At 70.0% G+C, this 12,822-nt stretch carries 13 protein-coding genes and 1 other RNA gene; 4 read left to right on the top strand and 10 right to left on the bottom strand.

Annotated features, from left to right (window positions below):
* The first annotated feature begins 183 nt into the window (after window positions 1-183).
* Together panB and pip are read left to right on the top strand one after the other, a co-directional pair.
* The gene (gene panB / locus nbrcactino_RS12875; RefSeq protein ID WP_161927946.1) at window positions 184-1,020 is read left to right on the top strand and encodes a 3-methyl-2-oxobutanoate hydroxymethyltransferase; all 837 of its coding nucleotides are present in this window, start codon (window positions 184-186) and stop codon (window positions 1,018-1,020) included.
* Window positions 1,021-1,062: 42 nt separating this feature from the next.
* The gene (gene pip / locus nbrcactino_RS12870; RefSeq protein WP_161927945.1) at window positions 1,063-2,016 is read left to right on the top strand and encodes a prolyl aminopeptidase; all 954 of its coding nucleotides are present in this window, start codon (window positions 1,063-1,065) and stop codon (window positions 2,014-2,016) included.
* On the opposite strand, the gene nbrcactino_RS12865 is transcribed toward pip, so the two are convergent.
* The 9 genes from nbrcactino_RS12865 to cobC form a co-directional block, all read right to left on the bottom strand.
* Window positions 2,017-3,180 (bottom strand): S1 family peptidase, encoded by a 1,164-nt coding sequence (locus nbrcactino_RS12865; protein ID WP_161927944.1) that lies wholly within the window; start codon window positions 3,178-3,180, stop codon window positions 2,017-2,019.
* A 130-nt stretch (window positions 3,181-3,310) separates the two neighbouring features.
* Entirely contained in the window at window positions 3,311-3,439 is a 129-nt protein-coding gene (locus nbrcactino_RS18370) for a hypothetical protein (RefSeq protein ID WP_267130405.1), read from the bottom strand.
* Window positions 3,440-3,546: 107 nt separating this feature from the next.
* Entirely contained in the window at window positions 3,547-4,827 is a 1,281-nt protein-coding gene (locus nbrcactino_RS12860; protein ID WP_161927943.1) for a S1 family peptidase, read from the bottom strand.
* Window positions 4,828-4,897: 70 nt separating this feature from the next.
* Window positions 4,898-6,331, bottom strand: a complete 1,434-nt coding sequence (locus tag nbrcactino_RS12855; RefSeq protein ID WP_161927942.1) for an RNB domain-containing ribonuclease — start codon at window positions 6,329-6,331, stop codon at window positions 4,898-4,900.
* Between the two features lie 43 nt (window positions 6,332-6,374).
* Window positions 6,375-6,774, bottom strand: an RNA gene (rnpB, locus tag nbrcactino_RS12850) — RNase P RNA component class A.
* A gap of 40 nt (window positions 6,775-6,814) precedes the next feature.
* Complete coding sequence (locus nbrcactino_RS12845) at window positions 6,815-7,438, bottom strand: histidine phosphatase family protein (RefSeq protein WP_161927941.1); 624 nt, start codon at window positions 7,436-7,438, stop codon at window positions 6,815-6,817.
* 9 nt (window positions 7,439-7,447) lie between these two features.
* Window positions 7,448-8,185, bottom strand: a complete 738-nt coding sequence (locus tag nbrcactino_RS12840) for a zinc ribbon domain-containing protein (RefSeq protein ID WP_161927940.1) — start codon at window positions 8,183-8,185, stop codon at window positions 7,448-7,450.
* A 141-nt stretch (window positions 8,186-8,326) separates the two neighbouring features.
* Window positions 8,327-9,436, bottom strand: a complete 1,110-nt coding sequence (locus tag nbrcactino_RS12835; RefSeq protein WP_161927939.1) for a Nif3-like dinuclear metal center hexameric protein — start codon at window positions 9,434-9,436, stop codon at window positions 8,327-8,329.
* Window positions 9,433-10,449, bottom strand: a complete 1,017-nt coding sequence (gene cobC, locus nbrcactino_RS12830; RefSeq protein ID WP_161927938.1) for an Rv2231c family histidinol phosphate aminotransferase CobC — start codon at window positions 10,447-10,449, stop codon at window positions 9,433-9,435. The genes nbrcactino_RS12835 and cobC overlap by 4 nt, the downstream gene beginning before the upstream one ends.
* Window positions 10,450-10,507: 58 nt before the next feature.
* Here cobC and nbrcactino_RS12825 point away from each other — a divergent pair, with 58 nt between their 5' ends.
* On the top strand, window positions 10,508-10,993 hold the full coding sequence (locus tag nbrcactino_RS12825) for a low molecular weight protein-tyrosine-phosphatase (protein ID WP_161927937.1): 486 nt from the start codon (window positions 10,508-10,510) through the stop codon (window positions 10,991-10,993).
* A 2-nt stretch (window positions 10,994-10,995) separates the two neighbouring features.
* The gene (locus tag nbrcactino_RS12820) at window positions 10,996-11,910 is read left to right on the top strand and encodes an SURF1 family cytochrome oxidase biogenesis protein (RefSeq protein ID WP_161927936.1); all 915 of its coding nucleotides are present in this window, start codon (window positions 10,996-10,998) and stop codon (window positions 11,908-11,910) included.
* Here the strand turns inward: nbrcactino_RS12820 and nbrcactino_RS12815 are convergent.
* Entirely contained in the window at window positions 11,873-12,790 is a 918-nt protein-coding gene (locus tag nbrcactino_RS12815) for a cobalamin biosynthesis protein (RefSeq protein WP_161927935.1), read from the bottom strand. The two genes, nbrcactino_RS12820 and nbrcactino_RS12815, sit on opposite strands and share 38 nt — an antisense overlap.
* Between the last annotated feature and the right edge of the window lie 32 nt (window positions 12,791-12,822).

Genomic DNA, 12,822 nt, shown 5'->3' with positions numbered 1-12,822 from the left:
TCGGCAGCCGTGTCGGAGACGCGTCTCGGTAGCCGTGTCGGAGATGGCTGACCGGATACCGCGGCAGTGTGACAAACCGCACTCGGCAACGCATTGGCCGCACCGGCGAGCGGTGGAACAATCGAGGATGTCCACACCAGCCCGGGTACCCGACGAGGGACTCGAGGAAGAAAAGAGACAACCATGTCCGACGCACCCGTGTACGGCTCGTCCGGCGACCAGCCCCGTCGCGCCACGCGCATCCAGCACCTCGCCCAGATGAAGGCCGAGGGCCGCAAGTGGGCGATGCTCACCTGCTACGACTACTCGACCGCGGCCCGGTTCGACGAGGCCGGGATTCCGGTCCTGCTCGTCGGCGATTCCGGCGCCAACACCGTCTACGGCTACGACACGACGATCCCGATCACGCTCGACGAGATGATCCCGCTGATCCGCGCGGTCGTGCGGGGCGCACCGCATGCGCTGGTCGTCGCCGATCTCCCCTTCGGCTCCTACGAGGCGGGCCCCCAGCAGGCACTGGAGTCCTCGGTCCGCTACTTCAAGGAGACCGGTGCCCACGCGGTGAAGCTGGAGGGCGGCGAACGGGTCGCCGACCAGATCGCCGCACTGAGCGCCGCCGGCATTCCCGTGATGGCCCACATCGGCTTTACCCCGCAGAGCGTCAACGGCCTCGGCGGCTACCGCGTGCAGGGCCGCGGCGACGGCGCCGACCAGCTGATCGCCGACGCCATCGCCGTCCAGGAGGCAGGCGCCTTCGCTGTGGTGATGGAGATGGTGCCGGCCGAACTGGCCGCGCAGATCACCCGGAAGCTGACCATTCCAACCGTCGGGATCGGCGCCGGCAACGAGACCGACGCCCAGGTCCTGGTCTGGCAGGACATGGCCGGGCTGACCTCCGGCAAGACGGCCAAGTTCGTCAAGCGCTTCGCCGCCATCGGCGACGAGCTGCGCGACGCCGCGGCAACCTACGCCGACGAGGTGGCCCGCGGGACCTTCCCGGGCCCCGAACACGGCTACTGAGCCGGGTGCGCCGCGTTGACGGCTGCTGATTAGCCTGAGGACATGCGCGAGCTGTACCCCGAAATCGAACCGTACGACCACGGCCACCTCGACGTCGGCGACGGCCAACACGTCTACTGGGAGGTCTCGGGAAACCCCGAGGGCAAACCGGTTGTCTTCGTGCACGGCGGGCCCGGCGGTGGCACCTCCGGACGGCAGCGGCGCTTCTTCGATCCGCAGGCGTACCGCATCGTCTTGTTCGACCAGCGTGGGTGCGGACAGTCCCGCCCGCACATCGCCGACGGGGCCGACCTGTCGGTCAACACGACCGCGCACCTGATCGCCGACATGGAACTGCTGCGCGAGCACCTCGGCATCGATCGCTGGCAGGTGTTCGGCGGTTCCTGGGGGTCGACATTGGGGCTCGCCTACGCACAGGCCCACCCCGATCGGGTCACCGAGCTGGTGCTGCGCGGAATCTTCTTGCTGCGGCGCAGCGAGATCGATTGGTACTACAACGGTGGCGCGGCCAACATTTACCCCGATCGGTGGGAGGAGTATCTGGCACCGATCCCGCCCGAGGAGCGCCACGGCGACCTCGTCGCGGCCTATCACCGATTGCTCACCGGGCCCGACGTGCAGCGGGCCGAAGCTGCGGCGCTGGCCTGGACGCGGTGGGAGTCCTCGACGAGCTATCTGATTCCCCGCGCCGATTCCGACGACGACGACTCGCGGTTCGCGTTGGCGTTCGCGACCATCGAGAACCACTACTTCACCCACGGCGGGTTCCTGCGCGACGGTCAGCTCCTCGACGAGATCGCCACCATCGCCGACCTCCCGGCGGTCATCGTGCAGGGCCGCTACGACGTGGTGTGTCCGATGCGCAGCGCCTGGGACTTGCACCGCGCCTGGCCCGGCGCCGAGCTGAAAATAGTCGACGACGCCGGGCACGCATCCTTCGAGCCCGGCGTCGTCGACGCACTTGTTGCCGCTACCGACGGCTTCGCCGATCGCTGATCAGCTACCCGGCGTGGGTCCGAACGGGTTCTGCGGCGGAGCGGACTGACCGCCGGTGGCACCGGGGACGCCCGAACCCGGCCCCTGCGGCGCCGGGTAGGCCTGCGCGGCCGGGGACGAATTCGACATGCGCTTGAGCCCCAGCACCAGGCCGGCGAGGAGCAGCAGTGCGACGATGCCGATCAGCGGGCCGAGCCACACCCACATGTTCAGACCCGAGGACTCGCCGCTTTCGGCGCTGACCAGGGTGGCACCGTTGCCCTGCAGGTAGTGGCGCAGCGCGATGTTGTCGGTGACGAAACCGAACTCGGAGGTCTCCTCCTGGGACACCGTCTTCATCGAGTTGGTTCCGATGACCTCGCCGTTGGCGTTGACGGTCGGACCGCCCGACATGCCCTTGCCGATCGTCGCCGACACCTCGGTCTGCGCCACTCCGTTCGGGTTTTGCTGACGCGAGGACACCGTCCCCGTCTTGAACGACGGCTGAGGCAACGTCATGTCGTCGCTGACGCGGCGCACCTGGCCTGGGAAGCCGACGCTGGTCACCGCTTCGCCCGGCTTCGGCACCACCGCGGAAATCGGCAGCGCGGTGAGTTCTCCCGGGGGCGTGTTCATCTTCAAGACGGCGTTGTCGCCCTCCATGAAGGACTGGGACGCGAGGACCTGGACCGTGGTCCATTCGCGGACCACCTGGTTGGGCCCGCTCGGTTGCTTGACCCGGACCGACACCGACGGACGATCACCGTCACCACCGGACCCACGGACGGCCCAGCTCTGGTTGATGGCCTGCCGGTAGATGTTCGTGGCCCACGTCGCGTCGCGACCCTGCTGCTGCGCCAGTGCGACGATCGCCTGCTGGCGCAGTTGGTTCTTCATGCTCTCGCCGCCGGTGTACACACAGTGGCCGGCGGTGGCGATGAAGCCGGTCTTGTCGACGATGTAACCGGTACAGGTACCGCCGGTTTGCACATCCTGCGACCAACGCGCACCGCTGGTGAACGGGATCTGTACCTGGCCGGTGATCGTCATATTCAGAAAGACGAGCGCCTTACTGACTTTGTCGTTGACCGAAACCGGATCGGCCATCGCGGGACCCGCGGCCGGCATGATGCCGATGGCCGCCACAGCTGCGACCGCTGCGATCTTGAGTGTGGTTTTCACCATTCCTCTTTTCCGAATAAGAGCCGACCGCCTACATCGGCTGCCGTTACAGACTCGGTCAGAATAGCCGAATCGGACGCCGCAAACGGCTGCCTCGCCACCATTTCATTTGAACAACCGGCGTGCCCGTCATTCAGGCGGCCGGATTGTCGGCCAATGCGACGATAACCTCCACGACCAGCGGGTTTACCGACAGTTCGACGAGCATCGGCAAAACCGGCAGAATACCCCGTCGGACCGGGGCGCCGATGGGCGCGACCATGCCGGAATCACCGTTTGCGGTATCCAAGAACTTTCGTGACAATCGCGATTTCCACGCCGCCCTGCCGGACTAAACAAACCGTCGCGACGCAGCCGCCAGGGCCGCCGTCAGCGGCCGAACGGCTGACCGGGGAATCCGGGCTGTTGCGGTCCGGCGGGCGGGAACGGTCCCGGCGCGCCGAAGCCGGGCGTCGGCGGCCGGGGTGCGGCCGGCGGGCCGAACGGGCCCGAGGCCTGCGAGGGTGTTTGCGGAGTACCGAAGGAGGGCTGCGACCCGAAGGCCGGCTGGGCGCCGAACTGCGGCTGGCCCGGACCGGATCCCCCGCCCGGGTAGAACGGCGGCGGGCCCGACTTGGGCTTGCGGCGCAGGAGCAACACCAGTCCGAGGATCAGCAGGATCGCGACGATGCCGATGAGCGGACCGAGCCACACCCACATGTTGAGCCCGGAGGGCTCCGCGGCGGCCGTGGTGAGCGTTGCGCCGTTGCTCAACAGGAACTGGCGCAGGGCCACGTTGTCGGTGATGAAGCCGAACTCCGACGTCTCATCTTTGGACACGGTCTTCATCGAGTTGGTGCCGACGACCTCGCCCTTGGTGTTGACCGTCGGGCCGCCCGACATCCCCTTGCCCAGGGTTGCCGACACCTCGGTCTGCGCCACACCGGCGGAGTTCTGCTGCCGCGACGACACCGTTCCGGTCTTGAACGACGGCTGCGGCAGGGTCACGTCATCGCTGACCCGGCGCACCTGGGCCGGGAAGCCGACACTGGTGATCGCCTCACCGGTCTGCGGCGGCTCCTTCGCGATCGGGAGACCGGTCAGCGGACCCGGGAGGCTGTTGAGCTTCAGGATTGCGTTGTCGCCATCCTTGAACGGCTGCGAGGCAACCACCTGCAGGGTCGTCCAGTCCCGGATCACCTGGTTCGGGCCCGAGGCCTGCTTGGCCTTGACCGACACCGACGGCGTGTCGCCGTCGCCGCCGCCACCGCGAATCGGCCACGACTCGCGCAGCGCGCGCTGGTAGATGGCGACCGCCTTGGACTCGGCCCAGTTCTGCTTCTTGGCCAGGTCGAGCACGACCTGCTCGCGCAGCTCGTTCTTCAAACTCTCGTCGGAGGCGTTCACACAGTGACCGGCGGTGGCGATGAACCCGGTCGGGTCGACGATGTATCCGGTGCAGACCGCGGCGACCTGAACGTCCGCGGACCACGCCGGGCCGTCGTTGAAGGGAACCTGCACCTGACCGGTGAACTGCACCAACAGGAACACCAGCGCCTTGTTGACCCGGTCGTTGACCGAGACCGGATCGGCGCCCGCGGGTGCCGCGCCGCTCATCACAGCGATGGTTGCCGCAAGCGCGACGGCAGCCGCCTTGATCGTCCTTCTCACCTTGTACTCCCGATTCCGAGTGGGCAGTGGCCCCCAGCGATCGGCCGAGGGTAACACGCAGAAATTCAGATTAGCCCTGCGCCGGGGCGAAGGTGACGCGACGTGTCGCCGGATCGGCCCGGACCAGTCGCACGGGCAAAGATCGCCCTGGTTGCAAGTCCCCCTCGCACGGCGCCAAGACCGGCGGATCGGCGATGAATACTTCAGCCGAACGACGCTCCCGGGCCGGTCGGGTGACGACCGCGGCAAAGGTCTCGCCGACGGCGTGCTCCAGCACGACGGCTTCGGCCAGGTCCACCGATTCCCGATCGGCGCGCCCGGCGAGCCGCGAGGATTCGGCGATCTCGGCGGGCAACCCGGGCAGCGCGTCGAGGACCCACTGCGGCACCGGACGGCCTCCCGCGATCGCCAGACAGGCCTCCGACGCGAATCGGTCCGGTAGCCGTCGCAGCGGCGCGGTCACGTGTGCATAGACCGCGGCGAGTCCCGAGTGCTGGGTCACCGGCTGTGTTGCGTCGTCGTTCTCCGCAGGTAGCGCCAGGTATCCGGAGCCGCCGAGTAGACCCGTGGCCGCCGACATCAGCGCCAGGGTCGCCGGTTGGGCCGTCGGCTGTCGGGCCAAGAACTGGCCGCCGCTTTCCCCGTCGCGCCACCCGATCCCGAGGGTCTCGGCGAGCTCGTGCATGGCCTCGACCGCTTCCTCGCCGGGCGGCGGGAGGGTCCGCAGCAGTCCGACGTCGGCGTCGAGCATCATCTTTCCCGCCACCATCCCGGTCAGCAGGGACAGCTCCGCGTTCCACTCCTCACTCTCGTGGCGGGTCGCCAGCCGGATGGTCCATCGCCCATCGACGCGGACCACTTCTTGGGCGGGCAGATCAAGGGTGACGCTCCCCCGCTCGAGCGCGATCCGGTGGCGCAAGTCGCCGAAAGCGGGGAGCAAGGCGACGGACGGGTGCAGCGTCCCGCGCGCGGCGTCGGCCGAAACACCGGCGTAGTCCAGTCGACCGACCACGTGGACCAGGGCTCGCCGCACCGACACCGAACCATCGGCCACGTCGCCGACCGTGCCGTCGGGCGCGACCCGGATGGTCCACACCACCGCCGGCCGGTCGACGTCGGGCAGGAGCGACCCGCTTCCCTCGGAGAGCACCCGGGGGTGCAGCGGTACCGAGCCGTCCGGGAAGTAGAACGTGGTACCCCGCGTCCGCGTCTCGGCGTCGAGCGCCCCGCCGGGGCGGACCAGGGCCGCAACATCGGCGATCGCGTAGTGCACGACGAAACCGCCGTCACGCCCCGGTTCCAGATAGACGGCCTGGTCCAAGTCGCGCGACGACGGTGGGTCGATGGTCACGAACGGGAGGTGGCGAAGGTCTTCGCGATCGTCGGCGAAAGCATCAACGGCCGACTGCGCCTCCGCCAGTGCTTCAGCGCCATAGTCCTCGGCGATGCCGAGGTCGGCGCGCACGCGCGCGAAATCGATGTCGGGGGCCGAGAAGTAGCGCACGTCTGGAACGCTACCGAACGGAGGCGCGAGCAGGCCGTAAGGGCGAACGAGTCGGCCGATAAGCCGGATCCTGTCCCGCGTGAGCGGGGGCGACCATCCATCTGGGCACACCGTCGCCGGGTGCCTCGAGCAGTCCACCCGCGGGCTCGGGCGAGCAGCCCTCGAACGCCCGCGCACCCGCACCGAATCGGTGCGGGCTTCGACCTTGCTCCGGGTGGGGTTTACCTAGCCGACGCGGTCACCCGCGCCGCTGGTGCGCTCTTACCGCACCGTTTCACCCTTACCGGCTTGCACCGGCGGTTTGTTTTCTGTGGCACTGTCCCGCGAGTCACCTCGGGTTGCCGTTAACAACCACCCTGCTCTGTGGAGTCCGGACTTTCCTCGGCGCGCGGCGTACCGGAGAACCCGGCCGTTCCGCGCGACGCGGCCGCCTGGCCGACTCGTTCGCCCATTCAGGGTACACACCGGCCCGGCGCGACACTGTTACGCGAGTGGATAGCTGCGCAGGTGGGAAGTGTCGTTGACCAGGCGGCCCACCGACCCGCCGTCGGCGAAGTACTCCACCAGCGACACCGACGCCAGATCGAGGTGCAGGCCGTAGAGCAGTTCCGGCCCGACTTTCATCGCTTCGCGCAGAACCGACTTGATCGGGGTGACGTGGGAGACCACCACGACGGTCTCGTCCGGGTGGGCGGCGACGATTGCGGCCCGTGCGGCGGCCACCCGGCGTGCGGCGTCGGCAAAGCTCTCCCCGCCCGGGGGCGCCACCTCGATGTCGCCGATCCACGACCGGTGCAACTCCGGGTCCCGCTCGGCCGCCTCGGCGAACGTCAGCCCCTCCCACTGCCCGAAATCCGTTTCGATGAGCCCCTCGTCGACGGTGACCGGCAGTCCGGTCGCGGCGGCCAGCGGTTCGGCGGTCTGCCGGGTCCGCTGCAACGGCGACGTGATGATCGCCGAGATCGGCCAACTGGCCAGCCGCGCGGCGGCCAGGGCCGCCTGTTCGTGTCCGACGTCGGTCAGCGCGACATCGTCGCGCCCCGAATAGCGGCGGTCGACCGAGAGCGGGGTCTGGCCGTGGCGCAACAGGACCAGCCTGGTCGACATCGTCACGTCCTAGAGTCCCGACTCGTGCGTCCGGATCAGCAGGGCGCCGCACTCCTCGCAGCGCACCACGTCATCCTCGGCGGCTGCGGCGATCGTCGCCAACGTGCCGCGGTCGAGCTCCATCCGGCAGCCGCCGCAGCGGCGCTGCCGCAGCAATCCGGCACCGGGCTTGCCATGGGCGATCTGTCGTTCGTACACGGCCAGCAACTCGCCGGGCGCATCCGCCACGACCGCGGTGCGCCGCGCAGTCAGATCGGCGATCTTGCCGTCGAGTTCGCCCGCCGACACGTCGCGCCGCTCCTCCACGGTGCGGACCTGCGCTTCGAGGGAGGCGACCAACTCCCGGGCCCTGGTGTGCTCAGCGGTCGTCGCCTCCTGCTGCTCCATCAGATCGAGCAACTCGTCCTCGGCGACGCCGCGCCGGCGCACCAGTCCGGCGAGTTCGTGCTGGAGTTCGGACAGCGCTTTGGGTGCCATGCCGGTCTGGTTCAACAACGCCGAGTCGCGCTCCTCACGGGTGCGCATGCCGTTGACCTCGCCCTCAAGGCGCTTGTATTCCCGGTCCAGATCCTCGGCGGCGATGTCTGCGCGGACCGCCTCGTCGCGGGCGACGCCGATCTTCTCGTTGATCGCCGCGATCTCGGCGTCCTCGGCGAGAGTCCCCCGCCGGTGCCGCAGTTTGGCCAGGTCCGCGTCGACCTCCGCCACTTCGAGCATGATCCGCTGCCGCGCCGCCTCGACCTTCATCTGCGCGAGTCTACTTCTCCGCCGAGTGGGCCCCAATTCCCGCCGACTGGGCCCTCATCTCCGCCGAGTGGGCCCTCATCTCCGCCGAGTGGGCCCTCAACTCCGCCGACTGGGCCCTGCTACCCGTCGGAGTGACCGGGTCTACCCGTGCAATCCGAACGGATCCGTCGGCTCGGTGAAGACCTGAGCGTCCACGCCAAGGGGGGCGAGCAAGCTCGCCGCCTGCGCACACCACGGAAACTCCGTGGCCCAATGACCGGCATCAACGAAGGCCGGCCCGCCGGCGCGCAGGGCTTCGTCGACGAGGTGGTGGCGCAGATCTCCGGTGAGGTAGACATCGGCACCCGCCGCCACTGCCGCGCCGATCAGCGAATCCCCGGCCCCGCCGCAGACCGCCACGCGGACAACCCGCCGATCCGGATCACCGGCGGCGCGAATCCCCCACGCAGACTTCGGAAGTCGATCAGCGGCAAACCGGACGAAGTCCCGAAGCGTCGTCGGCGCCGCCAACTCCCCAACGCGTCCCAGGCCGACGTCCCCGGGCAACTCGGCCAGTTCTAGGACGTCGAACGCGGGTTCCTCGTAGGGGTGGGCCGCCCGCAGCGCCGCGAGCACCGCCGCGCGGGCCGCCCGCGGAGCGACCATTTCCACGCGAGCCTCGCGCACCTCGGTCAGGCCGCCGACCTCGCCGATCGCCGGCTTGGCGCCCGGCAACGGCTCGAATTGGCCCGTCCCGACCACCGTCCAGGCGCAGTGCCGGTAGTCCCCGATCTCGCCGGCCCCCGCGGCGAACATCGCCGTCCGCACCGGCTCCGCCGCGTCGACCGGGGCCATCACCACCCACTTGTCCAACCGTGACGGGATCGGTTGCAGCGCAATCGTTTCCCGCAGACCGACCAGTTCAGCCAGGGCATCGGACACCCCAGGACGAGCGCTGTCGGCGTTGGTGTGTGCGGTGTACAACGCGCACCCGCCGCGGATCAGCGCATGGATCAACGCACCCTTCGGTGTCGTCGCCGCCACCGTGTCGACGCCGCGCAGCAGCAGCGGATGGTGGGCAATGACGAGCTGGCACCCCTCGGCCAGGGCGCGCTCGACCACGGCCGGGGTGACGTCGACGCAGACGAGGGCGCGCTCCACCGTTTCGGCGGGTTCGCCGCAGACCAACCCGACCGAGTCCCACGACTCGGCGAGCCGCGGCGGGTAGGCCGTCGCCAGTGTCTCGACGACGCGCTCCAGGGTGACGGTCATGCGATCTCCTCCAACACCGATTCCAACGCCTGGGACAGATCATCGACGAGCGCGCGCGGCCGGACGGCGAAACGAAGGTACTCCGCGGACAACCCGGTGAAGTTCTCCGCGCTGCGCACGGCGATCCCCCGCCGGGCCAGCCCTTCCCGGATGGCGGGCGCACCGGGGTGGCGGGCCAGAACGAAGGGCGCATCCGGCTCCACCGGCAGCGAGAACCCAGCGTCCCGCAGCGTCCGGCAGAGATAGTCGCGCTCGGCGGCCACCTCCGCGGCCTGCTCGGCGACATACGCTTGGCCCGCGGCCCCGGCGCAGGCGGTCAGGGCGGCGAGCGTCGGCGTATCCACCGGCCACGCCCGCCGTCGGCGGGACAGGTCGGCAATGACACCCGGCGCCGCGATCAGGTAGCCCGCCCGCAGCCCCGCCAGTCCGAACGTCTTGGTCATGCTGCGCAGGACGACCACGTCGTCGAGCCCGCACCCGGCCACCGATCCGCCGCCAAGATCGGCGAAGGCCTCGTCGACGACGAGCAGCCGGCCCGGCGCCCGAAGCGCGAGCACGTCGTCGGCCGGATGGCGCACCGACGTCGGGTTGGTCGGGTTTCCGACGACGACCAGATCGGCGTCGGCGGGGATGTCGCGGTACACGTCTGCCAGGCGCCACGGCGGGGTCCCGACGACCTCGGTGACACGAACCCCCGCCTTGTGCAGCAACACGACCGGCTCGGTGAACGACGGCACGACGACGGCCGCGTGGCGACTCGGCAAGCCCGCGACCAACTCGAATCCCTCTTCGGCCCCGTTGAGCAGGAGCACCTCGTCGGCCGTCCGACCATGGAGCGCGCCCAGCGCCGTCCGCGCCTCGTCCTCGTCGGCGCGGCGCGGATAGGCGGCCAATCCCGCCACCGAGTCGCGCAACACCTGCGCCAGGAATCCCGGCGGTCCCGGACGCACGTTCACCGCGAAATCGGTCATGCCCGGCTTCGCATCTGCATCGCCGTGCCGATCCGGATCCATGCCCGCGAGCGTACCGACTCCTGCAACCCGTCTCCGCCACCCGTAGGCTAGAGGGGCCATGACTGAGAATCTGCTCGTCTGCGTGGTGTGCACCGGCAACATCTGCCGGTCCCCCATGGGACAGAACATCCTTCGGCACGCGCTGGCGCAGGCCGGTTTGGACGACCGCGTCGAGGTGGTCAGCGCGGGCACCACCGGCTGGCACGTCGGCCACCCGGCCGATAACCGCGCCCGCGCGGAACTGCTCGCCCACGGCTACTCCGACGCACACGTGGCCGCCCAGTTGGGGCCCGAACACTTCGAGGCCGATCTCCTGCTGGCCATGGATGCCGACCACGCTCGCGCCCTCCAGCGCAAGCGCTTGGGCGACCGGGTCCGCCTGATCCGCAGTTTCGACCCGACCGCCGGCGCCGACGCCGAGGTCCCCGATCCGTATTACGGCACCGAGGACGACTTCGCGCAGGTCCGCGAGCTGATCGAGGCGGCTGTTCCCGGAATCCTCGATTGGGTCCGGCAGCAGTTGCGCGAGTCCGCCGTGAGCTGACGATGTCGGTGTTGCGCCTCTTGTTGCGACCCGGCTGGATCGCCCTCGGCATCGCGGTCGCGGCGTTCGCCGCGCTCTGCTTCTCGGTGCTCGCCCCCTGGCAGTTGGGGAAGAACACGACCACCTCCCACCGCAACGACCTGATCCGCGTGGCTGCCGCGACGCCGCCGGCCCCGCTGCTCGACGTGGTTCGCGATCCCGGAGTGTTCGATCCGCGGACCGAGTGGCGCGAGGTGTCGGTGTCGGGCCACTACCGCCCCGACAAACAGGTACTCCTGCGCCTGCGCAGCGTGGACGGCCAGCCCGCCGTCCAGGTGCTCACCCCCTTTGAGACCGAGAACGGTACCTTCCTGGTCAACCGCGGCTACGTGCGACCGGCCAAGGCGGCGGCCATCCCCGACGTCGCACCCCCGCCGACGGGAACGGTGCAGATCACGGCGCGGATCCGGGCCAGCGAGGGCACGAGTCCGGGACGCGGCGTCGGCCCCGCGGACGGCGCAATGGCCGCCCTGTCGATCGACCCCGTCGAGGCCGGCCGCGTGTTGGGGGTGCCGCTGGCACCCTTCTACCTGCAGCTCTCCGCCGGCCAACCTGGCTCGCTCACCGCAATCGAGTTGCCCCAGCTCGAGTCCGGGCCGTACCTCTCCTACGGCCTGCAGTGGCTCGCGTTCGGAATCATGGCCCCCCTCGGCGTGGCGTACTTCCTCTTCACCGAGATCCGGCAGCGCCGCCGCCAGCGCGCCGCCGACGCCGAGGCCGAGGCGGTCGTCGAGACCGCCGCACCTACCACCAAGGACCGGCTGCGCGACGCCGGGTTCACCACCGGGTCGACTCAGCGGCAGCAGATCGGCGAGGCGCCGAGCGTCACCGACGACGAGGTCAAGCGCAAGCTCGCCGACCGCTACGGCCGCGGCTGAAAGCGAGCACGGCCGCGGTCACCGTCGCAGCGATCTGCACCCGCCGCGACAGGCGTACGGCGGCACGCAGATCCGCCACCCCCGGGTCCGCGCCCTCGCCGAGTACCGGGCGCTGTTCGACGTAGCCCCGGTAGGCGGTTTCCCCGCCCAGACGCACCCCCAGCGCCCCGGCGAAGGACGCCTCGGCCACCCCGGCGTTTGGACTCGGATGCCGGTCGGCGTCGTTGCGCCAGGCCCGGACCGCCGGCCGTCCACCGCCGCACACCGCGACGAGGACACCCGTCAGCCGGGCCGGGAGATAATTCGCCGCGTCGTCGAGTCGCGCACTGGCCCAACCGAACTCGCGATACCGCTCGGTCCGATAGCCGACCATTGCGTCGAGGGTGTTGATTGCGCGGTACGCCAACACCCCGGGCGCACCGCCGACCGCTGCCGCCAGCAGCGGCGCCACGGCGGCATCGGAGGTGTTCTCCGCGATCGACTCCACTGCCGCCCGGCAGATGCCGGCCTCGTCGAGCGCATCCGGGTCACGGCCGCACAAACTCGGGACCAAGGCGCGGGCCGCCTCGACGTCGCCGGACTCCAGCGCGTCGGCCATCGCCTCGCCCACCGCCGTCAACGATGTGCCGCCCAGCGCGATCCACGTCGCAGCGGCCGTGCCGAGCACACCGAACCGCCCGAGCACCACTCCCGCCCCGGCCGCGGCCCCGACGCACAACGCGGCAAAAGCGGTGCCGCGCAAGCGCGACGGCGCGTACACGCGCCGTTCGAGGGCCGACGCCGCCGTGCCGAATCCGGCCACCGGATGCCAGGACCGCGGATCGGCGACGGCACCATCGATCAACGCCCCGACGAGAATCCCGGCTGCGGTGTTGTCCACGCGGCGATCGTATCGGTGCCGCGGCGGCGCGC

The sequence above is a fragment of the Gordonia crocea genome, assembly GCF_009932435.1.
GTDB lineage: Bacteria > Actinomycetota > Actinomycetes > Mycobacteriales > Mycobacteriaceae > Gordonia > Gordonia crocea.
Note: the sequence above shows the minus strand (reverse complement) of the source record. Positions and strands in the feature narration are given on the sequence as shown.